We start from the raw sequence: 22,389 nt of genomic DNA on the forward strand, positions 1-22,389 counted from the left end.
GCCGGACACCGGCCCACCCCGCGCACTGCCCGGGGCGATCCGTGCTGTCACCCGCGCCCTCCGGCAGGCCCGGCTCCGAAAGAAAGTCGTCTGAACTCCTCATGACCCGTGATCTGACCTCCTCGAACGGCATCGGCTCGCTCTTCTCCGGCAAGGCCCGCACCGTGGCCGCCGTGGCCGCCTTCTCCGGGCTGGCCCTCGCCACCACCGTCTCCGTGCAGGCCGCTCCGGCCCAGGACGCCTCCGCCGACGCCCCGCTGTCCGCCGTGGCCGCGGCCACCCCCGCCGCGGCGCCCGCCGTGTCCCTCGAGCCCGTCGCCCACGTGCAGAAGGTCGAGTCCGACCGGAAGTCCGAGAAGAAGGTCGAGAAGAAGGCCGAGCGGCAGAAGGTCGAGACCCCGGTCGTCGCGGCTCCCGCCGTGGCCGCTCCGGCGCCGAAGGCCGCCGCCGCGCCCGCTCCGGTCGCCGCCCCGAAGCCGGCCGTGCAGGCGGCTCCGGCCCCGAAGGCCGCCGCCGCGCCCGCCCCGAAGCCGGCCCCGAAGCCCGCACCGGTCGCCGCCCCGAAGCCGGCCGTGCAGGCGGCTCCGGCTCCGAAGCCCGCCGCCGCGCCCGCCCCGAAGCCGGCCGTGCAGGCCGCTCCGGCCACCCAGCGCACCGTCACCCCGCAGAGCTCGGCCTCCGGCAAGGGCGCGACCATCTCCTCCGCCGCCATGGGCCAGCTCGGCGTGGGCCAGGACTGCACCGCGCTCGTCACCAACGCGCTGCGCGCCGCCGGCATCAACCACCACGGCTGGCCGGCCTCCTACCTGAGCCTCGGCACGCAGGTCTCCGCCGGCCAGGCGCAGCCGGGCGACCTCGTCTACTACGCCGACGGCGGCATGGGTGCGGCCCACATCGGCGTCTACATCGGTGGCGGCAAGGCCGTCCACGGCGGCTGGAACGGCGGCACGACCGTCATCGACAGCGTCAACGTGGGCTCCGGCCCCGTCTACGTCCGCGTGCGCTGACCGCACGCGAGAGCACCGCTTCGGGTGCGCGGTTCCTGGTCGGCCAGACGGGAACCGCGCACCCGCTGTCATCCCGGCGCCCACCGCGCCGGCCACCCCGGCGCCCCGGCGGCGGCCGATAGACTGGCCCCATGTCCACCGACTACAGCCGCAACGCCCGCACGAGCCTGGATCGCGAGTACGCCTACATGGCCTACGGCATGATCGGCGGCGCCGTGCCCGGCATCGTGGCCGGCTTCGTCGTCGCCGCGTTCGTGGGGCACGCCGCGATGTGGCTCTCGGTGTTCGGGGGCATCGGGATCGTGCTCGGCCTGATCACCGGGATCCTGCTCCACCGGAGGCGGCACTCTGCGGCCGTGACCGAGGACCGCCGGGAGCGCGGCGCAGCGCCGGAATGACGTGCTCCCGCAGCAGCGGGGCCAGGTCCGCGGGCAGCGCGCCGGGGGAGTCCTCGTCGACGGGCTGCCAGCGCAGCTCCTCGATCTCCGCGAGCGGCACCGGCCGCCCCGTGAGAGGTGCCGTGAACACGGTGCACCGCACCCACGTGCCCGCCTCGTTCGCGGCCGGCGCCACGAACACCCCGAGCGGGCGCAGCTGGGCGGCGTCCAGCCGCAGCCCGACCTCCTCCGCCGTCTCCCGCACGGCGGCGGCCGCCGGGGACTCGCCCGGGTCGAGCTTGCCGCCCACCAGCATGAAGCGCTCCGTGCCCCGCTTGCGCACCGTCAGCAGCGCCCCGTCGTCGTCCTGCAGGCACACGGCGGTGATGGTCAGCACCTCGGCGTCCGCCGGGGGAGCGGCCGGGGACTCCTCGGCGACCACGCGCAGCCGGCCGATCTCCTCGTCGAGGTTGCGGGCCGCCGCCGGACCCCACCGGCGCTGGGCCGTGTCGGTCCGGAACAGCGGCTGCCGGCCCCGGAGGTCCTCCAGCACCTCCAGCCGGGCCCGGGCGAACTCCGGTCCGGGCACGTGCGCGTACTCCTTCCGCACGCCCGTCGTGTAGGCGGCGTACCCGTCCGGGTCCGCGCCGAGCACGGAGAGGTCGGCGTCCAGGAGCACCCGTCCGGCGGCGTCCCCCTCGGGGACCCGGTGCCCGAGGGTGAGCAGGACGAGCCGCTCGACCTCCGCCACGAGCGGCGCGGCGAAGCCGGCGGCGCCCAGCCGGGTGCGGGCCAGCTCCGCCGACGCCCGCTCGTCCGCTCCGGGGCGGCCCCGGTAGACGGCGTCGTGGAACCACGCGGCGAGGACCAGGGCGGCGGACCGGTCGGGATCGAGGTCGACGCCGGGCCGCAGCAGGTCGACGGCCTCGAGCACCGCCAGCAGGTGGGCGGGACCGTGGTAGTGCCGGTGCGGCTCGCTCCACCGGTCCACGAGCTCCTCGCCCAGCGCCGGGTGCCCCGGGAAGCGGGCGGCCCACCGCCGCAGCAGGACCCGGGCGATCCGGTCCGGGCGCGCCCGCGCCGGGACGCGCAGCCCGCTGCGCACGAGCAGGCGCGTGAGCTGCCGCCCGTCGACCGGCACCGCGCCCGCGGCCACCGCCCGCCGGTACAGGCTCTCCGGCACGTCGTAGTGGTCCCGGTCGAAGGCGCGCCGGGCCACGCCCAGCCGGTCCGCGAAGTCGTGCAGCTCCTCGTAGGAGGTGTCGGAGACCAGGTGCGAGAAGTGCGTCCCGTGGGCGGGCCAGAGCGGCGGATCGATGTAGACGGGCATGCGACCGATCCTAACGGGGCCGGTTAGCGGGGGTCCGGGGGACCCCCTAGACTGTTCGCGTCGCCCTCGTAGCTCAGGGGATAGAGCACGGCTCTCCTAAAGCCGGTGTCGTTGGTTCGAATCCAATCGGGGGCACGCACGGACGCCCCGGACCGCACGGTCCGGGGCGTCCTTTTGTCCGGAACGGAACCGGCGGGGCCGGGCGGCCTCCGCGCGACCGGGAGCCGGGCTCACCCCCGCTGTCCGGAACGCGGGTCCTGCCGCGGGGCGCCGGCGGTCCTCGACCGGCGCCGCAGGGCCTCCACGGCCACGGCCCCGGTCACGGCGAGCAGCAGCACGAGCAGCACCCAGCGGGCGATCACCAGCACGGACGCCGTGGTCACGGCGGCGCCGTCCCCGGGGTCCGCGAGAGCGGCGTCGATGGCCGCGTTGCCGGCCAGGGACACGGACGCGAAGCCGAGCACCACCGCCGAGCGCAGCCACCGCCGGGCTCGGGACTGCGTGTTGACCGCCACGAACAGCAGCCACGCCAGCCCCACGAACAGCGGCGCCAGCAGCCCGGAGGAGCCGTGCACCGCCTCGTACTGGGCGAGTCCCTCCTCGCCCAGCGCCGCGGCGAGCCGCTGGGCGTGCGCCTGGTCGAAACCGCCCGGCATCCACTCGGGCAGGGTCAGCCCGCCGGCCGCGGCGGCGCCGAACCGGGGGAGGACCCCGGCGTGCACCCAGAGCCACAGGAGCGCCGAGACGGACATGGCCACGCCCACCACGAGGCCCGAGCTCGACCTCGTGGGCTCGGGGCGGAGCTCACCGGGAGCCGCCTCGTGCAGGCGGGTGCCCCGGGCCGGTCCCGGGGGTGCCGCGGTGCCGCCGTGCTTGCGTGCCTTCTGTGCGCGTGTCAGTCCCATGCCCCCATTATCCGGCGCGCGCGCCCGCCGCCCAACGCCGGGACCGCGGGGTAGGCTGGGGCCACCCGCACCGGCCCTGACGGGCCGCACGGGGGGCGGACCGGCCGACGACGACCGGGCGCTCGACGAGGACGACACGGAGGTGCCGGTCATGGAACTGTCCATCGGACTCCCGGACGGCCTGCTCATGCGGCTGACCGAGGGCAACGTGCTGACGCTGTTCGAGAAGGACCACGAGACGGTGCGCCGCACGGTGGACTGCTCCGTCCTCGGAGGCGCCCCCATCGCCGACATGGTGTGGTCGCACAAGCTCTCGGCCGTGATCGTGGCGGTGCCCTCCCTGCACCGGCTCTTCCGCTGGGACCCGTACACCGACGTGCTGTACGAGTTCGCCGGCACGGGCGAGTCCGGGCGGCGGGACGGGAAGGCGGCGCAGGCGAAGTTCGCCGCGACCGTCTCCATCACCGAGGACGGCAACGGCACGCTGTGGCTCATCGACCGGGACTCCTCGTCCCTGCGCTGCATCGAGATCGACACCGACAAGCCCGACGGCTCCCCGCAGGTCTGCACCGTGGTCGGCCGGGCGGGCGCGGGGTTCGCGGACGGGCCCGCGGACGTGGCCCAGCTGGACCACCCCGAGGACCTGCAGATCCTCTACGACGGCTCCATCGTGATCGCCGACACCGGCAACGACGCCATCCGGCACCTCGACCCGGCCAGCCGGGAGCTCGACACCGTCTACGGCGGAGGGACCGAGGGCTCCGTCGAGTTCGACGACGACATCGAGCTGAAGCGGCCCGTCCGGGTCACGGTCGCCGACTCGGAGCTGTGGGTCGAGGACGACAACGGCCGGCACCGGCTCGAACTGCACTTCGTCTGAGGGCCGTTCCCCGGCCGGCCCGGCTGTCACCGGGCCTCGGTAGACTGGGTCCACGATGGACTACCTCTTCGACAACCCGCTCCTGCCCTCCGCCTCCGTGGCCCGCCCCGGCACCGACGCCCGTCCGAGGCGGGGCACCGTCTCCGCCGAGGCCCTGGTGGAGGGGCTCAACGACCCGCAGCGGGCAGCCGTGGAGCACTCCGGCTCACCGCTGCTGATCGTCGCCGGCGCCGGCTCCGGAAAGACCCGGGTGCTGACCCACCGGATCGCGCACCTGCTGGCCACCGGGCGCGCCCACCAGGGCGAGATCCTGGCGATCACGTTCACGAACAAGGCCGCCGCCGAGATGCGCGAGCGCGTGGTGGAGCTGGTGGGGGACTCCGCGAGGTCGATGTCGATCTCCACCTTCCACTCCTTCTGCGTGCGCGTGCTGCGGCGGGAGGCCGCCAGCGTGGGCCTCAAGTCGACCTTCTCCATCTACGACTCCGCCGACTCCCTGCGGCTGCTCACCCTCGTGGCCAAGCAGCACGACCTCGACCCCAAGCGCTTCGCGCCCAAGAGCATCCAGCACCGGATCTCCGCGCTGAAGAACGAGCTCGTCGACGACGAGACGTACCTGTCCCGGGTCTCCGAGACCGACCCCTTCGAGAGCGCCGTGGCCCAGGTCTACCGCGGCTACACGGAGCGGCTGCGCGCGGCCAACGCCATGGACTTCGACGACCTCATCGCCCAGACCGTGCACATGCTCCGGGCGTTCCCGCAGGTCGCCGAGTACTACCGGAGGCGGTACCGGCACGTGCTCATCGACGAGTACCAGGACACCAACCACGCCCAGTACGCGCTGGTCCGGGAGCTCGTCGGGACGGGGGCGGACGCCGGGACCGGGCCGGGGGCGAGCCCCGTGCCGCCCGCCGAGCTGACCGTCGTGGGGGACTCGGACCAGTCGATCTACGCGTTCCGCGGGGCCGACATCCGCAACATCGTCGACTTCGAGCAGGACTACCCCCAGGCCCGCACCATCCTGCTGGAGCAGAACTACCGGTCCACCCAGAACATCCTCACCGCGGCCAACGCGGTGATCGCCAAGAACAAGGGCCGCCGGGACAAGCGGCTGTGGACGGCCTCCGGCAGCGGCGAGAAGATCACCGGCTACGCCGCCGAGAACGAGCATGAGGAGGCCCGCTTCATCGCCGAGGAGATCGACCGTCTCCAGGACGAGGACGGGTACCGCCCCGGCGACGTCGCCGTGTTCTACCGCACCAACGCGCAGTCCCGCTCCCTCGAGGAGATCCTCATGCGCGTGGGCCTGCCCTACAAGGTGGTGGGCGGCACCCGCTTCTACGAGCGCAAGGAGATCAAGGACGCCCTGTCCTACCTGCGCGCGATCGTGAACCCGGACGACGACATCAACGTCCGCCGGATCGTCAACGAGCCCAAGCGCGGCATCGGCGACCGCGCGGAGGGCGCCGCCGCGGCCCTCGCCGAGCGCGAGCGGGTCTCCTTCATGGCCGCGCTACGCCGCGCCGACGAGGCGCCCGGCATGGCCACCCGCTCCCTGAACGCGGTCAAGGCCTTCGTCCAGCTCATGGACGACCTCGCCTCGGTCGCCGAGGGCTCGGGGGCCGCCACGGTCCTCGAGGCCGTCCTGGAGCAGTCCGGATACCTCGCCGCGCTGCGCCAGTCGCAGGACCCCCAGGACGAGTCCCGGGTCGAGAACCTCGCGGAGCTCGTGGCCGTGGTCCGCGAGTTCGAGCGGGACCACCCCGAGGCCGGGCTGCCCGAGTTCCTCGAGCACGTCTCCCTCGTGGCCGACGCCGACCAGATCCCGAACCGGCCCGCCGCGGGCACCGAGGGCGGACCGAGCGCCGAGCAGATCGCGGCGGAGGTCGCCGAGGCCCGCGCCCAGGGCGTGGTCACGCTCATGACCCTGCACACCGCCAAGGGCCTCGAGTTCCCCGTGGTCTTCCTGACCGGCATGGAGCACGGGCTGTTCCCGCACCAGCGCTCCCTCACGGACGAGAAGGAGATGGAGGAGGAGCGGCGGCTCGCCTACGTGGGGCTCACCCGGGCCCGCGAGCGCCTCTACCTCACCCGTTCTGAGTTCCGCTCCATGTGGGGGCAGTCCCAGTACAACCCGGCCAGCCCGTTCCTCGACGAGATCCCGGCGGAGCTCCTCGACTGGAAGCGCGAGGGGTCCTCGGCCCCGGCGTCCTGGGGTTCCTCCCTGCACGGCGGCTCCGGGCAGCGGGACCCGATGCGGGGCTCCTACTGGGGCGCCGCCGCGGCGTCGAACGCGGCCTTCGAGCGGATGGCGCCGTCCCGGGCCACCACGGCCGGACGGGTCCAGCCCAACAAGGAGATTCCCAGCCTCTCGGTCGGCGACACCGTGGACCACACGGCGTTCGGGAAGGGCACCGTGGTGTCCCTCGAGGGCGCCGGCGACAAGACCGTGGCGAAGGTGCGCTTCGGGGCGGACGAGAAGCGGCTGCTGCTGCGCTACGCGCCGCTGACGAAGGTCGGCTGAGCCGACCCGGTTCCGCCCGCCCGCGGTGGTGGTACCGGTGGCTCTCGCCTCCGGTCCCGTGCCGGAGCGGGGGCGGGACGTGCGAAGAGCCTCCGGCCGGAGCGTGGTCAGGGACCACGTCCGGCCGGAGGCTCTCCTCGGGTCAGGGCGTCCCCGCCGCTGACCTCTTGGGCTTGTTCCCTAGGAGGACTTCGCCTTCACCGTGTAGATCGCGCCGGTCGAGACGTCCTCCTCGAGCGCCTCGAGGGTGCGTCCCCGCGTCTCCGGGACCTGGGTGTAGACGAAGATCAGGGACAGCACGCCGAACCCGGCGAAGAGGAAGAACGTCCCGGTGATCCCGACCGCGTCGACCAGGGAGGGGAAGTAGAGCGCGAGGACGCCGTTGGCCACCCAGAGCATGAAGACGGACACGCCGATCCCGAAGCCGCGCATGTGCAGGGGGAACACCTCGGAGAGGTACACCCAGACCGCGACGTTGAGGAAGGTCTGCATGGAGCCGACGAAGGCCACCACGAGGGCCAGGATCACCCAGGGCCGCAGCGGGTTGTCCACCGTCATCGTCATCGCGGCGATCCCGATCAGCAGGTGGCACGTGGTGGTGAGGCTCAGACCGATCATGAAGGTCTTGCGCCGGTCGAGCCGGTCCATCATGTACAGCGCGATGAAGCCGCCGACCACGGCGATCACCCCGGGGGCGATGTTGGCGATGAGGGCCGCGCCGGCCTCGAAGCCCGATTCGATCAGCACGATCTGCCCGTAGTACATGATCGAGTTGATGCCGGTGAACTGCTGGACGATGCCGAGGCCGATGCCGACGAGCAGGATGCGGAGCAGGTGCTTGTTGGTCAGGATCGCGCCCAGCCCGATCCGGTTCTCGGCGCGCTCCTCCTCGGTGATGTGCTCGACCTCGCCGAGCTCGGCGATCGCACGGTCCTCGGAGCGCACCGTCTTGAGCACCTCGAGGGCCTCCGCGTGCCGGCCCTTCTCGACGAGCCAGCGCGGGGACTCCGGCATCCGGAGCATGCCGATGAACAGCGCCACGGCCGGCAGCGCGCAGATCGCGAACATGATCCGCCAGACGCCGGTGACGTCGCTGAAGACGTTGCCGATGATCGCGTTGATCACGAACGCGGAGAGCTGGCCGATCACGATGGCCACCTCGTTGCGTCCCGCGATCGAGCCGCGGATCTCGTACGGGGCCATCTCCGCGAGGAAGACGGGCACCACCGCCGAGGCGCCGCCCACGGCCAGGCCGAGCAGGACGCGCCCGAGCACGAGGATCTCGTAGTTGGGGGTGAGCACGACGACCAGGGTCCCGACGAAGAACAGGACGGCCAGCAGGAGGATGGTCTTCCGGCGTCCCCAGGCGTCCGAGAGGCGTCCGCCGGACAGTGCGCCGACGGCGGCGGCGAAGACGAGCGAGCTCGTGACCACGCCCTCGGTGAACGGGGTGAGGCCGAGCTCCTCCGACATCGGGCGGAGCGCGCCGTTGATCACGCCGGTGTCGTAGCCGAAGAGCAGGCCGCCGAAGCAGGCGACGACGGAGATGAGACCGAGGCGCTTGCGATGCGGCCCGGACGTGAGGGGAGGCAGCGTGGCTGCTGCTTCCCGGGGTGAGGAGGTGGCCATCGGGAGTTCCTTTGCTCGGACGCAACCGGTGCGCTCTGCACGGTGCTGACGGGTCGGACGGGTCACTCCGTGCGTGACGCACGTCTCAGTGGTCCTGATGTCATTATGTTAGGACATATGGCCGGGGTGGGGAACCCCGGCGGGCAGATTCTTGTGATCGCCGCAACATTTCTCCGCCACGGTCCTGCCCGGGTCGGAGCCGGAGGGGCGCACGGCGACAGGGGCCCCGGCCGACGCCGCTAGACGAACAGCAGCACCGCCACGGCCGCGGGGGCCGTCCAGCGCAGCGACCTGCCGGTGAGGTTGTGCACCACGCCCAGCAGCGTGCAGCAGACCACGGCCGTGGCGACCGAGGCCCAGCCGCCCAGGACCAGCCCGGGCAGGGCGAGCAGGAGCCCGAGGACGAGCCCGCCCACCGGGGCGACCCGTGCCCAGGGGGCCGGCCGGCGCAGCTCCGCGGCCCGCTGCATGCACGTCAGGACCAGTGCGAGGAGCAGTGCCCGCCCCACGTGGTAGGCGGCGAAGCCCACCATGCCGAGCCACGCGCCCGCGCCGTACTCCGCGTAGAGGTCCAGGTAGAGCTGGATCGGCTGCACGCGCCACTCGCCCACGAGGAAGACGGGCAGGATCACCCCGAGCAGGACGGCCAGCACGAAGACGACGAGGGCCGTGGTGGTCCGCCGGTGGTCGACCGCGGAGGAGGGGGCGGGGTCCGAGGGCGCAGGGACCGCGGGGTCCGCCGCCCGGTGGCGCAGCCACGCCACGAGGCCCCGCTGGATCGCGAGCCACGCCGCGCCGAGGGTCAGCCAGGTGACGACCTGCCAGCCCAGCGGGTAGACGTCGGGGATCCCGCCGGTGAAGGTGAGCACCGTGCCGTCGACCACGGCCTCCAGTCCGAGGGCCACGAACGCGAAGGTCGCGATCGAGACGAGGAAGCCGGCATCGGCAGGGGCGAACGCCCGGTTCTCGGGGGAGTCGACAGAGCTCATGGGGCCAGTCAATCAAGAATCGCCGGGCCGCACGCGCGCGCCCCCGGTTGTGGCCGCAGTTTCAGCATGCACTACAGTCTCGTACAGGGAGTGCACCGGTACGTCCCGCGCCCGGAACGGCTCCGCGGAACGGCCCGGACGCACCCTGCCGGCCCCGGCCGGGAGGATGCGCAGTGCTCCGTTCACCACCAGGTCGGAGGACGACCCGCACACTGCCCGGGTCGCCGCCGCCCACGACTTCGACGAAGAAGGGCATTCACCCGTGGACCTGTTCGAATACCAGGCACGCGACCTGTTCGAGAAGCACGGCGTCCCCGTGCTCCAGGGCATCGTCGCGACCACCCCCGAAGAAGCAAGGGCCGCCGCCGAGAAGATCGGCGGGGTCACCGTCGTGAAGGCGCAGGTCAAGGTCGGAGGCCGCGGCAAGGCCGGCGGCGTCAAGGTCGCCAAGACCGCCGACGAGGCCTACGAGTACGCCCAGCAGATCCTCGGCATGGACATCAAGGGCCACACCGTCCACCGCGTCATGATCGCCCAGGGCGCGGACATCGCGGAGGAGTACTACTTCTCGATCCTGCTGGACCGTGCCAACCGCTCCTACCTGGCCATGTGCTCCGTCGAGGGCGGCGTGGAGATCGAGCAGCTCGCCGTCGAGCGGCCCGAGGCCCTCGCCCGCGTCGAGGTCGTCCCGACCGAGGGCATCACCGAGGCCAAGGCCCAGGAGATCGTCCGCGAGGCGAAGTTCGACGACGAGACCGCCGCGAAGGTGGTCCCCGTGCTCGTGAAGCTGTGGGACGTCTTCAAGAAGGAGGACGCCACGCTCGTCGAGGTCAACCCGCTGGTGAAGACCGGCGACGGGCAGGTCATCGCTCTCGACGGCAAGGTCACCCTCGACGAGAACGCGGAGTTCCGCCAGCCGGAGCACGCCTCCCTCGCCGACAAGTCCAGCGCCGACCCCCTCGAGGAGAAGGCCAAGGAGCACGACCTCAACTACGTCAAGCTCGACGGCGAGGTCGGCATCATCGGCAACGGCGCGGGCCTGGTGATGTCCACCCTGGACGTCGTCGCCTACGCCGGCGAGAAGCACGGCAACGTCAAGCCGGCCAACTTCCTGGACATCGGCGGCGGGGCCTCGGCCGAGGTCATGGCCGCGGGCCTGGACGTGATCCTCAACGACCCGCAGGTGAAGTCCGTGTTCGTCAACGTCTTCGGCGGCATCACCGCGTGCGACGCCGTGGCCAACGGCATCGTGAAGGCCCTCGAGATCCTCGGGGACGAGGAGGACAAGCCGCTCGTGGTCCGCCTGGACGGCAACAACGTCGAGGAGGGCCGGCGCATCCTGGCCGGCGCCAACCACCCGCTCGTCACCCTCGCCGAGACCATGGACGAGGGCGCGGACAAGGCCGCCGAGCTCGCCCACGCCGCCAACTGATCCGCCGACCGGACGAACACTTCTAAGGAACGAACAGCAATGTCAATCTTTTTGAACAAGGACTCCAAGGTCATCGTTCAGGGCATCACCGGCGGCGAGGGCACCAAGCACACCGGCCGCATGCTCGCGGCGGGGACGCAGGTCATGGGCGGCGTCAACGCCCGCAAGGCCGGCACCACCGTGGCCCACCAGGACAAGGACGGCAACAGCGTCGAGCTGCCGGTCTTCGGCACCGTCGCCGAGGCCGTCGAGAAGACCGGCGCGGACGTGTCGATCGTCTTCGTGCCGCCGGCCTTTACGAAGGACGCCGTGATCGAGGCCATCGACGCCTCGGTCCCGCTGGTGGTCGTCATCACCGAGGGCATCCCGGTGCAGGACTCCGCCGAGTTCTGGGCCTACGCGAAGTCGAGGACCGGTGCGGACGGCAAGCAGACCACCCGCATCATCGGCCCGAACTGCCCCGGCATCATCACCCCGGGCGAGTCGCTCGTCGGCATCACCCCGGCGAACATCACCGGCAAGGGCAAGATCGGCCTGGTCTCCAAGTCCGGCACCCTGACCTACCAGATGATGTACGAGCTGCGCGACATCGGCTTCACCACCGCCATCGGCATCGGCGGCGACCCGGTCATCGGCACCACCCACATCGACGCCCTCGAGGCGTTCGAGGCGGACCCCGAGACCGAGGCCATCGTGATGATCGGCGAGATCGGCGGCGACGCCGAGGAGCGCGCCGCGGACTTCATCAAGACGAACGTGTCCAAGCCGGTCGTCGGCTACGTCGCCGGCTTCACCGCTCCCGAGGGCAAGACCATGGGCCACGCCGGCGCCATCGTCTCCGGCTCCTCGGGCACGGCGCAGGCCAAGAAGGAGGCCCTCGAGGCCGCGGGCGTGAAGGTCGGCAAGACCCCGTCCGAGACCGCCCAGCTGATGCGGGAGATCTTCGAGACGAAGTGATCCGGCGGGCTCCGGCCCGTCGACCCAGCACCCGGGGAAGGCCCCGTCCGCGAACACCGTGGACGGGGCCTTTCCCGTGCGCCGAGCCGGCCGAGGAGTCAGAGCCGGCCTTCGAGGAACTGCGCGACGCCCTCGCCGAAGGACCAGTCCTCGCGGGTGTTCTCGGTGACGGAGACGATGAGGTCCTGCGGGTCCAGCCCGGTGCGGGCGCGGAGGCGGTCGGCCAGGGCCCGGTACATGGCCTGCTTCTGGGCCTCGCTGCGGCCCTGCTGGACCACCTGGACGATGACGAGGTCGTCGGTGCGGGTGAAGCCGAGGCCGGTGTCCTCGGCGATGATCTGGCCGGGCCGGTGCTCGGTGATGATCTGGTAGCGGTCGCGGGGCGGGGCCGCGAAGGTGTCGAGCATGACGTCCTGGACGGTGTCGGCGAGCTCGCGGAGCTGTTCGGGGGTTCGACGGTCTTCGATGACGTCGATGCGCACGAGGGGCACGGGTGGGTCCTTCCGGTGGATGGCACGTGGTGGACGACTGTTCCACCGTTCTCGAAACCATGTCAAGACATTACGACAAAGAGAAGACATGCTCGGCGTCCTTTCGGCCCCTCGACGGCCCCGAACCGGGTTCCAGGGATCGCCGGGCGCGCAGTTAGACGGTATGTCTTTACAAACTGACCTGATGTCGTATTCTGGTTGTGATCCGGACCACTGATCGGCCGGGCGCACGGGATCCGCACCGTGACGCCGGTCCAGCACCAGAAAGCAGGGCACCATGGCGCAGCAGAGCGCGACCTCCACGACCGCCGGCGCGGCGGCACAGCAGCAGAACCCCGTCCTCATCGGCACCGCCCCCGACTCCTGGGGCGTGTGGTTCGCCGACGACCCGAAGCAGACCCCCTGGGAGCGCTTCCTCGACGAGGTCGCCGAGGCGGGCTACTCCTGGATCGAGCTGGGTCCCTACGGCTACCTGCCCACGGACCCCGCCCGGCTCGCCGACGAGCTCGCCCAGCGCAGCCTGAAGGTCTCGGCGGGCACCGTCTTCACGGCGTTCCATCGCGGCGCCGGCCAGTGGCAGGAGGCGTGGGAGCCCGCGCGGAAGGTCGCTGAGCTGACCGCCGCCATGGGTGGCGAGCACATCGTGGTGATCCCGGCCATGTGGCGGGACGACGTGACGGGCCAGGCGCTCGAGAACGAGCACCTGAGCACCGAGCAGTGGAACGCGCTGTGCGAGGGCCACGACCGGCTGGGGAAGGTGCTGCGCGAGGACTTCGGTCTGCAGCAGCAGTTCCACTCCCACGCCGACTCCCACGTGTGCGGCCAGCCCGACATCGAGACCTTCCTGCAGCGCACTGACCCCGAGCTGGTCACCCTCTGCCTGGACACCGGCCACGCCGAGTACGGGGGAGCGTCCTCCGTGGACCTCATCCGCCGCTACCCCGAGCGGATCGGCTACCTGCACCTGAAGCAGATCGACCCCGTGGTCCTCGAACGCGTGCGCCGGGAGAACCTGACCTGGGCCGCGGCCAACCTCGCCGGTGTCATGGTCGAGCCGCCCGCCGGCCTGCCGGACCTCGCGGAGGTCATCGCGGAGGTGGAGAAGCTGGAGCGGCCGGTCTTCGGCATCGTCGAGCAGGACATGTACCCCGTCTCCTCCTTCGACGTCCCGCTGCCCATCGCCACCCGCACGCGCTCCTACCTGCTGGGCTGCGGCTCCCGCACCCGCGTCCGCTGACCCGTCCGCGCACCACAGACCTGGAGATCCGCCCATGAAGATCGCCCTCGATCCCACCCCGTTCCATTCCACCCACTCCCTGCTCGAGTTCCCGCAGCTCGCCGCGGACCTGGGCTACGACCACCTGCAGCTCACGCCGCACGCCGACTTCCTGCCCTTCTTCGGCCACCCCAAGGCCGACGACCGGCTCGTCGCGGACCTGCGGGCGGTCTGCCGTGCCGCCGGGGTGCAGATCGCCTCCGTGCTGCCCGTGCTGCGCTGGTCCTCCCCGGACCCCGACGCCCGTGAGGCGGCCGTGCGGTACTGGAAGCGCGCCGTCCGGATGACCGTGGACCTCGGGGTGCAGCAGATGAACACCGAGTTCTCCGGCCGGCCCGAGCTCGCCGAGGAGTCCGAGCGCGCGTTCTACCGCTCCATGGAGGAGCTGCTGCCGCTCGTCGAGGCGGAGGGCGTGCACATCGCGATCGACCCGCACCCCGACGACTTCGTGGAGCAGGGCCTGGCGGCGTGGCGGGTGATCCGGGGCGTGAACTCCCCGAACCTCGGCTTCGCCTACGTGGCCCCGCACACCTTCCACATGGAGGACGCGCCCCTGGAGATCATGGCCGCGGTGGGCGACCGCCTGCGCGTGGTGCACGTGGCGGACACGATGGACCACCACCGCTCGCACGGGCTGCGCTACATCACCAACCCCCCGGGCAACGCGGCCCGGGTGCACCAGCACCTGAAGATCGGCGACGGTGACGTCGACTGGGACGAGTTCTTCGGCGGCCTCGCCACCAACGGCTTCCTCGACCGGGCGGACTCCGTGATGGTCTCCTCGGTCTTCGCCGAGGACGAGAGCGCGATGGAGGTCTCCCGCTACCAGCTGGAGCAGATGACCGAGCGCGCCGAGGCGGCCCGGAAGGCCGCCGCCGGCACCCCGCAGCACACCGAGCAGAGGACGGAGGCCCACGCGTGAGCTACGACGTCGTGACCCTGGGACGCATCAGCGTCGACATCTACCCCGACGACATCGGCGTCGGACTCGAGGACGTGACCACGTTCCGCAAGTACCTCGGCGGATCGCCGTCGAACGTGGCGGTCGCCGCGGCCCGCCACGGCGAGTCCACCGCGGTGATCACCCGCACCGGCGACGACCCGTTCGCCACCTTCCTGCACCGCGAGCTCACCCGCTACGGCGTGGACGACCGGTTCGTGAGCGCCGTGCCGGGGCTGCAGACCCCCGCCACGTTCTGCGCGATCCGCCCGCCCGAGGACTTCCCGCTGTACTTCTACGGACGCTTCCCCACGGCCCCGGACCTGCAGATCCGGCCCGAGGAGATCGACACCGAGGTCGTGGCCGACACGCGGATCCTGTGGTCCACCGTCACGGGCCTGTGCCAGGAGCCGTCCCGGGCGGCCCACTTCGCCGCCCACGAGGCCCGTCCCCGCGAGCAGCTGCGGGCCGACCAGCACACGATCCTGGACCTCGACTACCGGCCCATGTTCTGGGAGTCCGAGGAGGACGCCCGCGCGCAGGTCCACGAGCTGCTCGGCCACGTGACCATCGCCATCGGCAACGACAAGGAGTGCGCGGTGGCCGTGGGGGAGGGCACCCCCGACGAGCAGGCCGACCGGCTGCTGGAGGCCGGCGTGCGGATCGCCGTCGTCAAGCTCGGCCCCGAGGGGGTCATGGCCAAGACCCGCGACGAGCGCGTGGTCTCGGCCCCCGTCCCGGTGGAGACCGTCAACGGCCTCGGCGCCGGCGACTCCTTCGGCGGGGCCTTCTGCCACGGCATCAACCAGGGCTGGAGCCTCGAGCAGGTCCTCGACTACGCCAACGCCTCAGGCGCGATCGTGGCCTCGAAGATCTCCTGCTCCGACGCCATGCCCACCCCCGCCGAGGTCTTCCAGCTGCTGCGCGAGCGCGGCCGCGCCGTACCCGAAGGAGCCACCCGATGACCACGACCACCCCCCTCGAGCTCGACACGGCGGACCCCCGCCGCTACGAGCACCTGACCCGGGTCCGGCTGGAGGACCCGCGCGCCGTCCAGCGCGCCGCGGACTCCCGCCGTCGTCACCCCGGACCCGTGCACGGGCGGCAGAACTTCGTCGTCGCCGCCGACCACGCGGCCCGCGGCGCCCTGCGGGTGCGCGGCGAGGCCGACGCCATGGCCGACCGGCGCAGCCTGCTCGACCGGCTGCAGATCGCCCTGGCGGACCCCCAGGTGGACGGCGTGCTCGCCTCCCCGGACGTGCTGGACGACCTGCTGCTGCTCGGGGCGCTCGAGGGCAAGCTCGTCTTCGGCTCCATGAACCGCGGCGGACTGCCGGGCCTCGTCAACGAGATCGACGACCGCTTCACGGGGCACACCGCCGAGGCCCTGGACCGGATCGGCGCCGACGGCGGCAAGATGCTCACCCGCATCTGCTTCGAGGACCCGCACACCACCTCCGTCCTGGAGAACACCGCCAGGGTGGTGGACTCCCTCGCCGCCCTCGGCCTCATCGCGATGGTGGAGCCGTTCATCTCCCGGATCACCGGCACCGGCATCGTCAACGACCTCTCCGCCGACGCCGTGATCCAGTCCGTGGCGATCGCCCAGGGGCTCGGGGGAACCTCCGCGCACACGTGGATGAAGCTTCCCGTGGTCGAGGACATGGAGCGCGTCATGGCGGCCACCACCCTGCCCACGGTCCTGCTGGGCGGTGACCCGAGCGGCCGGCCCGACGAGGTCTTCGCGACCTGGGAGGCCGCCCTCGCGCTGCCCGGCGTGCAGGGCCTGACCGTCGGCCGCACCCTCCTCTACCCCGAGGACGGCGACGTCGCCGGCGCCGTGGCCACCGCCGCGTCCCTGCTCAAGGGGCACACCGTCGAGGAAGGAGCCGCCCGATGAGCACCCGCACCCTCTCCGTCTCCCAGGCGCTCGTGGAGTTCCTGGCCAACCAGTGGACCGTCGACCGGATCGGTGCCGAGGAGTACCGGCAGCGCACGATCCCGGGCATGTTCGGCATCTTCGGCCACGGCAACGTGGCCGGGGTGGGGCAGGCCCTGAAGCAGTACCAGGCCCAGGACCCCGCCCTGATGCCCTACTACCAGGGCCGCAACGAGCAGGCCCAGGTGCACCAGGCCGTCGGCTACGCCCGGCACACCCGGCGCCGGGCCACCTTCGCGGTGTCCACCTCGATCGGCCCCGGCGCCACCAACATGGTGACCGGCGCCGCCCTGGCCACCACGAACCGGCTGCCCGCGCTGCTGTTCCCCTCGGACCAGTTCGCCTCCCGGCGCCCGGACCCGGTGCTCCAGCAGCTCGAGCGCCCCGACGCCAACGACATCACCGTCAACGACGTCTTCCGGCCGGTGTCCCGCTACTTCGACCGCGTCTGGCGGCCGGAGCAGCTCTTCTCGGCGCTGCTCAACGGCATGCGGGTGCTCACGGACCCGGCCGAGACCGGCGCCGTGACGATCGCGCTCCCGCAGGACGTGCAGGCCGAGCCGCTGGAGGTGCCCGAGGAGTTCCTCGCCCCCCGGGAGTGGCGGATCCGCCGGCCGGCGCCCGAGGAGGAGGACGTCCGCGCGGCCGTCGCGGCGATCCGTGCGGCCGAGCGGCCCGTGGTCATCGCCGGCGGCGGGGTGCACTACTCCTTCGCCACCGAGGCGCTGGCCGAGTTCGCCGAGACCACCGGGATCCCCGTGACCTACACCCAGGCGGGCGTGGGGGTCATGGACTGGGACCACCCGCTGTGCCTCGGGGCCGTCGGCTCCACCGGCTCCACGGCCTCCAACGCCGTGGTCGCCGACGCCGACCTGGTGATCGGCATCGGCACCCGGTACGAGGACTTCACCACCGCGTCCCGCACCGCGTTCCAGCACCCGGACGTGCGCTTCGTCAACATCAACGTCGCGGCGTTCGACGCCTACAAGCAGGGCACCGCCGTGCCGGTCGTCGCCGACGCCCGCAAGACGCTCGTCGAACTGACGCAGGCGCTGGGCGGGTACCGGGTCGGTGCGGACCTCGCGGCGACCGTCGAAGCCGAGAAGCAGCGCTGGGACGCGACCGTGGACGCGGCGTTCTCCGAGCGGCACCTGCCGCTGCCCAGCCAGAACGAGATCATCGGGGCCGTCAACGAGGCCATGGACGACCGCGACGTCGTCGTGTGCGCGGCGGGCTCGCTGCCCGGTGACCTGCACAAGATGTGGCGGGTCAAGGACGCCTTCGGCTACCACGTCGAGTACGCGTTCTCCTGCATGGGCTACGAGATCGCCGGCGGGCTCGGGGTCAGGCGGGCCGCCGTGGCCGAGGCCCAGCGGGCCGGGACGCCGCAGGACGCGCGCGACGTCGTCGTCATGGTCGGGGACGGCTCCTACCTGATGATGCACACCGAGCTCGTCACGGCCGTGGCCGAGGGGCTCAAGCTCGTGGTGGTGCTGATCCAGAACCACGGCTACGCCTCGATCGGCGCGCTCTCGGAGCAGCTGGGGTCCCAGCGCTTCGGCACGAAGTACCGCTACCTCGACGGGCAGCGGCACAGCTTCGACGACGGCTCGACGTTGCCGATCGACCTCGCCACGAACGCCGAGTCCCTCGGCGTGCGCGTGCTGCGGGTCGAGCCCGGCGAGGGCGTGATCGACCGGCTGCAGCGGTGCGTGGCCGAGGCCAAGGCCGTGCCCGAGGGCTCCGGTCCCGTGCTCGTGCACGTGGAGTCGGACCCGCTGATCGACGCGCCCAGCTCCGAGTCCTGGTGGGACGTGCCCGTCACGGGCACCGCCACCCTCGAGTCCACGAACGAGGCCTACGAGGTCTACCAGCAGCACAAGGCCCGGCAGCGTCCGCTGCTGGGGAACTGAAGGAGGAGTCCCATGACCCAGCAGATCGACAGGACCGACCAGCAGATCCAGCACGTCGAGCACTTCATCGCCGGGGCCCGCACGCCCGGCACCGGTGACCGCACCCAGGAGATCTACAACCCCGCCACCGGGCAGGTGTCCGGCATCCTGCACCTGGCCACCGACGAGGACCTGCAGACCACGGTGGCCGCGGCGCGGAAGGCCGCCGACTCGTGGGGCGACGTGTCCCTGGCCAAGCGCACCGCCGTGCTGTTCAAGTTCCGCGAGCTCGTGGCCGCCCACACCGACGACCTCGCCGCCCTGATCACCGCCGAGCACGGCAAGGTGCTCTCCGACGCCAAGGGCGAGGTGGGCCGCGGCCTCGAGGTCGTCGAGTTCGCCTGCGGGATCGCCGAGCAGCTCAAGGGGGAGTACTCCGACCAGTTCTCCACCGGCATCGACGTCTACTCCTTCCGCCAGCCCCTCGGCGTGGTCGCGGGCATCACCCCGTTCAACTTCCCCGTCATGGTGCCGCTGTGGATGGCCCCGGTGGCGATCGCCACCGGCAACGCCTTCATCCTCAAGCCTTCCGAGCGGGACCCCTCCCCGGCCCTGCTGATCGCCGAGCTGTGGCAGCGGGCCGGACTGCCGGACGGGGTGTTCCAGGTGCTGCACGGCGGCAAGGAGGCCGTGGACGGGCTGCTGACCCACCCGGACGTGGACGGCATCTCGTTCGTGGGCTCCACCCCGATCGCGCAGTACGTGCACGAGACCGCGACCAAGCACGGCAAGCGCGTCCAGGCCCTCGGCGGGGCGAAGAACCACGCGATCGTGCTGCCGGACGCCGACATGGACTCCGCGGCCGACAACCTCACCGCGGCCGCCTTCGGCTCCGCCGGGGAGCGCTGCATGGCCGTGTCCGTGGCCGTGGCCGTCGGCGAGGCCGCGGACCTGCTCGTGGACAAGCTGGCCGAGCGGGCCAAGGACATCACCGTGGGCAACGGCATGGACGCCTCCTCCGACATGGGCCCCGTCATCACCCCCGCGTCCCGGGACCGGGTGCGCCGGATCGTCACCGCCGCCGAGCAGGACGGCGCCGCCGTCGTCGTGGACGGCCGCGACCTGATCGTGAAGGACCACGAGGACGGCTTCTTCGTGGGCCCCACCGTCCTGGACAGGGTCCGGAAGGACATGCAGGCCTACGAGGAGGAGATCTTCGGGCCCGTCCTCGTGGTGCTGCGCGTGGACACCCTGGAGGAGGGCATCGAGGTCATCAACGCCAACCCGTACGGCAACGGCACCGCGATCTTCACCTCCTCCGGCGCCTACGCCCGCCAGTTCAAGCGGCAGGTGACCGTGGGCATGATCGGCGTCAACGTCCCGATCCCCGTGCCCGTCGCCTGGCACTCCTTCGGCGGCTGGAAGGCCTCGCTGTTCGGCGACCACCACATCTACGGGCCCGACGGCGTGCGCTTCTACACCCGCGGCAAGGCCGTCACCGAGCGGTGGCCCGAGCCGCACCACGCCTCGGGGGCGTCCTTCGCCTTCCCGTCCTCGTCCGACCACTGACCCGCACGCCACCCCGCTCCCGCCGGTCCCCGGACCGGCGGGAGCGCCCCGCACATCCCGCCCCGCAGGGGCGGCGGAAGGAGAACACCATGAACACCCCGCTGCGCGTAGCCGTCGTCGGAGCCGGCCGCATGGGCGCCGACCACATCGAGCGCATCCACCGCCGGATCAACGGCGCCGAGATCGCCGCCGTCGTCGACATCGACCGGGCCCGGGCCGAGGCCGCCATCGCCCACATCCCCGGCGCGGTGGCCCACACCGACTTCCAGGAGGTGCTCGACCGGGACGACATCGACGCCGCCCTCATCGCCACCCCCGGGTTCCTGCACGAGCAGGTGCTGCTGTCCGCGATCGAGCACGGGCTGCCCACGCTGTGCGAGAAGCCGCTGACCCCGGACGCGGAGTCCTCCTGGCGCGTGGTCGAGGCCGAGGTCGCCGCCGGCCGGCAGCTGATCCAGGTCGGCTTCATGCGCCGCTTCGACGCGGGCTATCTCGCCCTGCGCCGGATGATCGAGGAGCAGACCTACGGGGAGCTGCTGACCCTGCACCACCAGCACCGCAACCCGACCACCCCGCCCGGGTTCACCAACGAGATGATCATCAACGACTCCGTGGTGCACGAGTTCGACGCCGTGCGCTTCTTCACCGGGGAGGAGATCACCTCGGTCCAGGTCCGGATCGGGCGCTCCACCCGCAACGCCCCGGAGGGCCAGAAGGACCCGCAGCTGGTGCTCATGGAGACCGAGTCCGGGATCCTCGCCCAGGTCGAGGCCTACGTCAACGCGCAGTTCGGCTACCAGGTCGCCACGCAGGCGTCCTTCGAGACCGGCGTGGTGGGCATCGGCGGCGACACCGAACCCTACGTCCGCACGGCCGGCACCTGGGGCGGCAGCGTCACCCCGGGCTTCGAGGAGCGCTTCGTCGAGGCCTACGACCGCGAGATCCAGGCGTGGGTCGACGCCGCCGCGCGCGGGCAGATCGGCGGGCCCTCCGCATGGGACGGCTACGCCACGGCCGCGTGCTGCGAGGCCGGCGTCCGGGCGCAGGCCAGCGGGGAGATCGTGCCCGTGCGGATGCAGCCGAAGCCGGAGCTCTACAGCACGGCACCGGTGGCCGCCCGCGCCTGAGTGGCAGCGGGGGCCGGCGTCAGGGCGCGGCGGGGCGAGGGCCCCGCCGCGCCCTGACCCGTTTCCCCGGCGCGGCGGCGGGGCGCTCGCGGGGCCCCGCCGTCACCCGGTCGCGCGGGGTGCCGCCGTGGAGCCGCGGACGACCAGCTCCGGCTCGAGCAGGACCGCCGCCCCCGTGTCCGGGCCCCCGCCGATCCGGGCCACCAGCCGCTCGGCGGCCACCGCGCCGATCTCCGCGTTGCGGCTGTCGACGGTGGTCAGCCGCAGGAGATGGGTGGAGGCGATGGGGGAGTCGTCGTAGCCGACCACCGAGAGCTCCTGAGGCACGCGCAGCCCGCGCTCACCGGCCGCCGCGAGCGCCCCCATGGCCATGGTGTCGTTGGCGGCGAAGACCGCCGTGGTCTCCGGGACGGCGTCGAGCAGGCGCACCGCGGCGGCGTAGCCGTCCTCCTCCGTGGTGGCACCGTGCCCGGCGACGGTGCGGGGCTCGAGGCCGGCCGCGGCCATCGCCGCCGCGAAGCCCTCCGCCCGCAGCCGGGCCGCTCCGCCGCCGCCCGTGAGGTGGCCGATGCCGCGGTGGCCGAGGCCGATCAGGTGCTCCGTCGCCAGGCGCGCGCCGAGCCGGTCGTCGTTGGCGACGACCTCGGCACCCGGCACCACGCCCTCCCGGTGGCCGGCCACCACGACGGGCAGTCCCTCGGGCACGCGCATGGCCCCGGTCGGCTCGGTGGCGATCACCAGCCCGTCGACGCGCATCGACAGGAAGCCGTCCAGCGGGTGCGCCTCCACGTGCGCGTTGAGCGTGTGGTCGGCGACCGCGATCCGCAGCCCGTGCGGCGCCAGGCCCTCCTGCAGACCGCGCAGCAGCTCCACGAACCACAGGTTCCGCCAGTCGTCGATGACCACCCCGATGGTGCGCGTCGTCGCCCCGGCCAGCGCCGCGGCGGCCTGGCTGGGGCGGTAGCCCAGCCGCTCCACCGCCTCCAGGACGGCTGTCCGCCGGGCCTCGGAGACGCTGGGGGAGCCGCGCAGGACGAGGGACACCAAGGACTTGGAGACGCCCGCGCTCCGGGCGACGTCGTAGATGGTGGGCGGTCGAGTGTTCACCACAGCATTGTCCCCGAT

The 22,389-nt window shown here is 72.3% G+C and carries 19 protein-coding genes and 1 tRNA gene; 14 read left to right on the forward strand and 6 right to left on the reverse strand.

Annotation, left to right across the window (positions count from 1 at the left end):
* Window positions 1–101: 101 nt before the first annotated feature.
* Both CK505_RS08815 and CK505_RS08820 read left to right on the forward strand, forming a co-directional pair.
* Window positions 102–1,007, forward strand: coding sequence for a C40 family peptidase (locus tag CK505_RS08815; RefSeq protein ID WP_095650838.1), 906 nt, complete (start codon window positions 102–104; stop codon window positions 1,005–1,007).
* Between the two features lie 131 nt (window positions 1,008–1,138).
* Window positions 1,139–1,405, forward strand: a complete 267-nt coding sequence (locus CK505_RS08820) for a hypothetical protein (RefSeq protein WP_095650839.1) — start codon at window positions 1,139–1,141, stop codon at window positions 1,403–1,405.
* On the opposite strand, the gene CK505_RS19055 is transcribed toward CK505_RS08820, so the two are convergent.
* Entirely contained in the window at window positions 1,323–2,714 is a 1,392-nt protein-coding gene (locus CK505_RS19055) for a DUF4031 domain-containing protein (RefSeq protein WP_095650840.1), read from the reverse strand. The genes CK505_RS08820 and CK505_RS19055 overlap by 83 nt on opposite strands.
* A 62-nt stretch (window positions 2,715–2,776) precedes the next feature.
* Here CK505_RS19055 and CK505_RS08830 point away from each other — a divergent pair.
* Window positions 2,777–2,849, forward strand: a tRNA-Arg gene (locus CK505_RS08830).
* A 95-nt stretch (window positions 2,850–2,944) separates the two neighbouring features.
* On the opposite strand, the gene CK505_RS08835 is transcribed toward CK505_RS08830, so the two are convergent.
* Entirely contained in the window at window positions 2,945–3,619 is a 675-nt protein-coding gene (locus tag CK505_RS08835; RefSeq protein WP_017832733.1) for a hypothetical protein, read from the reverse strand.
* Window positions 3,620–3,770: 151 nt separating this feature from the next.
* Between CK505_RS08835 and CK505_RS08840 the strand changes: the two genes are divergently transcribed.
* Window positions 3,771–4,499: an integrase gene (locus CK505_RS08840; RefSeq protein WP_109222567.1), complete on the forward strand. Its 729-nt coding sequence runs from the start codon at window positions 3,771–3,773 to the stop codon at window positions 4,497–4,499.
* Window positions 4,500–4,554: 55 nt separating this feature from the next.
* A complete protein-coding gene (gene pcrA, locus CK505_RS08845; protein ID WP_095650841.1) occupies window positions 4,555–7,023 on the forward strand; it encodes a DNA helicase PcrA in 2,469 nt (822 codons plus the stop codon).
* A 180-nt stretch (window positions 7,024–7,203) separates the two neighbouring features.
* On the opposite strand, the gene CK505_RS08850 is transcribed toward pcrA, so the two are convergent.
* A complete protein-coding gene (locus tag CK505_RS08850) occupies window positions 7,204–8,652 on the reverse strand; it encodes a sugar porter family MFS transporter (RefSeq protein ID WP_017832730.1) in 1,449 nt (482 codons plus the stop codon).
* A 239-nt stretch (window positions 8,653–8,891) separates the two neighbouring features.
* The gene (locus CK505_RS08855) at window positions 8,892–9,641 is read right to left on the reverse strand and encodes a hypothetical protein (RefSeq protein WP_095650842.1); all 750 of its coding nucleotides are present in this window, start codon (window positions 9,639–9,641) and stop codon (window positions 8,892–8,894) included.
* Window positions 9,642–9,903: 262 nt separating this feature from the next.
* On the opposite strand from CK505_RS08855, the gene sucC reads away from it, so the two are divergent.
* Together sucC and sucD are read left to right on the forward strand one after the other, a co-directional pair.
* On the forward strand, window positions 9,904–11,073 hold the full coding sequence (gene sucC / locus CK505_RS08860; RefSeq protein ID WP_017832728.1) for an ADP-forming succinate--CoA ligase subunit beta: 1,170 nt from the start codon (window positions 9,904–9,906) through the stop codon (window positions 11,071–11,073).
* A gap of 39 nt (window positions 11,074–11,112) precedes the next feature.
* Window positions 11,113–12,030, forward strand: coding sequence for a succinate--CoA ligase subunit alpha (gene sucD, locus CK505_RS08865; protein WP_095650843.1), 918 nt, complete (start codon window positions 11,113–11,115; stop codon window positions 12,028–12,030).
* Window positions 12,031–12,128: 98 nt separating this feature from the next.
* Here sucD and CK505_RS08870 read toward each other — a convergent pair whose 3' ends face one another.
* Window positions 12,129–12,521: a tautomerase family protein gene (locus CK505_RS08870; protein WP_017832726.1), complete on the reverse strand. Its 393-nt coding sequence runs from the start codon at window positions 12,519–12,521 to the stop codon at window positions 12,129–12,131.
* A gap of 277 nt (window positions 12,522–12,798) precedes the next feature.
* Here CK505_RS08870 and CK505_RS08875 point away from each other — a divergent pair, with 277 nt between their 5' ends.
* The 7 genes from CK505_RS08875 to CK505_RS08905 all read left to right on the forward strand — a co-directional run bounded on the left by CK505_RS08875 (window position 12,799) and on the right by CK505_RS08905 (window position 21,264).
* On the forward strand, window positions 12,799–13,758 hold the full coding sequence (locus CK505_RS08875; RefSeq protein ID WP_052132931.1) for a sugar phosphate isomerase/epimerase: 960 nt from the start codon (window positions 12,799–12,801) through the stop codon (window positions 13,756–13,758).
* Window positions 13,759–13,792: 34 nt separating this feature from the next.
* Window positions 13,793–14,719 (forward strand): sugar phosphate isomerase/epimerase, encoded by a 927-nt coding sequence (locus CK505_RS08880; RefSeq protein ID WP_095650844.1) that lies wholly within the window; start codon window positions 13,793–13,795, stop codon window positions 14,717–14,719.
* A complete protein-coding gene (iolC, locus tag CK505_RS08885) occupies window positions 14,716–15,702 on the forward strand; it encodes a 5-dehydro-2-deoxygluconokinase (RefSeq protein ID WP_035926933.1) in 987 nt (328 codons plus the stop codon). Before CK505_RS08880 ends, iolC begins: the two co-directional genes overlap by 4 nt.
* A complete protein-coding gene (locus CK505_RS08890) occupies window positions 15,699–16,637 on the forward strand; it encodes a deoxyribose-phosphate aldolase (RefSeq protein ID WP_095650845.1) in 939 nt (312 codons plus the stop codon). Before iolC ends, CK505_RS08890 begins: the two co-directional genes overlap by 4 nt.
* Window positions 16,634–18,589: a 3D-(3,5/4)-trihydroxycyclohexane-1,2-dione acylhydrolase (decyclizing) gene (iolD, locus tag CK505_RS08895; RefSeq protein ID WP_095650846.1), complete on the forward strand. Its 1,956-nt coding sequence runs from the start codon at window positions 16,634–16,636 to the stop codon at window positions 18,587–18,589. Before CK505_RS08890 ends, iolD begins: the two co-directional genes overlap by 4 nt.
* Before the next feature lie 12 nt (window positions 18,590–18,601).
* Entirely contained in the window at window positions 18,602–20,137 is a 1,536-nt protein-coding gene (locus tag CK505_RS08900) for a CoA-acylating methylmalonate-semialdehyde dehydrogenase (protein ID WP_095650847.1), read from the forward strand.
* An 89-nt stretch (window positions 20,138–20,226) separates the two neighbouring features.
* Window positions 20,227–21,264, forward strand: a complete 1,038-nt coding sequence (locus tag CK505_RS08905; RefSeq protein WP_017832130.1) for a Gfo/Idh/MocA family protein — start codon at window positions 20,227–20,229, stop codon at window positions 21,262–21,264.
* A gap of 102 nt (window positions 21,265–21,366) precedes the next feature.
* Here the strand turns inward: CK505_RS08905 and CK505_RS08910 are convergent, their stop codons facing one another.
* Entirely contained in the window at window positions 21,367–22,371 is a 1,005-nt protein-coding gene (locus CK505_RS08910) for a LacI family DNA-binding transcriptional regulator (protein WP_109222568.1), read from the reverse strand.
* Window positions 22,372–22,389 lie beyond the last annotated feature (18 nt).

This window comes from Kocuria sp. WN036, assembly GCF_002287015.1.
Classification (GTDB): Bacteria; Actinomycetota; Actinomycetes; order Actinomycetales; family Micrococcaceae; genus Kocuria; species Kocuria rosea.

Coding starts and splice junctions, on each gene's coding strand:
- CK505_RS08900 (WP_095650847.1), top strand. CDS start 18,602: ATGACCCAGCAGATCGACAGGACCGACCAGCAGATCCAGCACGTCGAG.
- CK505_RS08890 (WP_095650845.1), top strand. CDS start 15,699: ATGACCACGACCACCCCCCTCGAGCTCGACACGGCGGACCCCCGCCGC.
- CK505_RS08875 (WP_052132931.1), top strand. CDS start 12,799: ATGGCGCAGCAGAGCGCGACCTCCACGACCGCCGGCGCGGCGGCACAG.
- CK505_RS08820 (WP_095650839.1), top strand. CDS start 1,139: ATGTCCACCGACTACAGCCGCAACGCCCGCACGAGCCTGGATCGCGAG.
- CK505_RS19055 (WP_095650840.1), bottom strand. CDS start 2,714: ATGCCCGTCTACATCGATCCGCCGCTCTGGCCCGCCCACGGGACGCAC.
- CK505_RS08840 (WP_109222567.1), top strand. CDS start 3,771: ATGGAACTGTCCATCGGACTCCCGGACGGCCTGCTCATGCGGCTGACC.
- sucD (WP_095650843.1), top strand. CDS start 11,113: ATGTCAATCTTTTTGAACAAGGACTCCAAGGTCATCGTTCAGGGCATC.
- CK505_RS08835 (WP_017832733.1), bottom strand. CDS start 3,619: ATGGGACTGACACGCGCACAGAAGGCACGCAAGCACGGCGGCACCGCG.
- CK505_RS08905 (WP_017832130.1), top strand. CDS start 20,227: ATGAACACCCCGCTGCGCGTAGCCGTCGTCGGAGCCGGCCGCATGGGC.
- iolD (WP_095650846.1), top strand. CDS start 16,634: ATGAGCACCCGCACCCTCTCCGTCTCCCAGGCGCTCGTGGAGTTCCTG.
- CK505_RS08850 (WP_017832730.1), bottom strand. CDS start 8,652: ATGGCCACCTCCTCACCCCGGGAAGCAGCAGCCACGCTGCCTCCCCTC.
- CK505_RS08855 (WP_095650842.1), bottom strand. CDS start 9,641: ATGAGCTCTGTCGACTCCCCCGAGAACCGGGCGTTCGCCCCTGCCGAT.
- CK505_RS08880 (WP_095650844.1), top strand. CDS start 13,793: ATGAAGATCGCCCTCGATCCCACCCCGTTCCATTCCACCCACTCCCTG.
- pcrA (WP_095650841.1), top strand. CDS start 4,555: ATGGACTACCTCTTCGACAACCCGCTCCTGCCCTCCGCCTCCGTGGCC.
- CK505_RS08815 (WP_095650838.1), top strand. CDS start 102: ATGACCCGTGATCTGACCTCCTCGAACGGCATCGGCTCGCTCTTCTCC.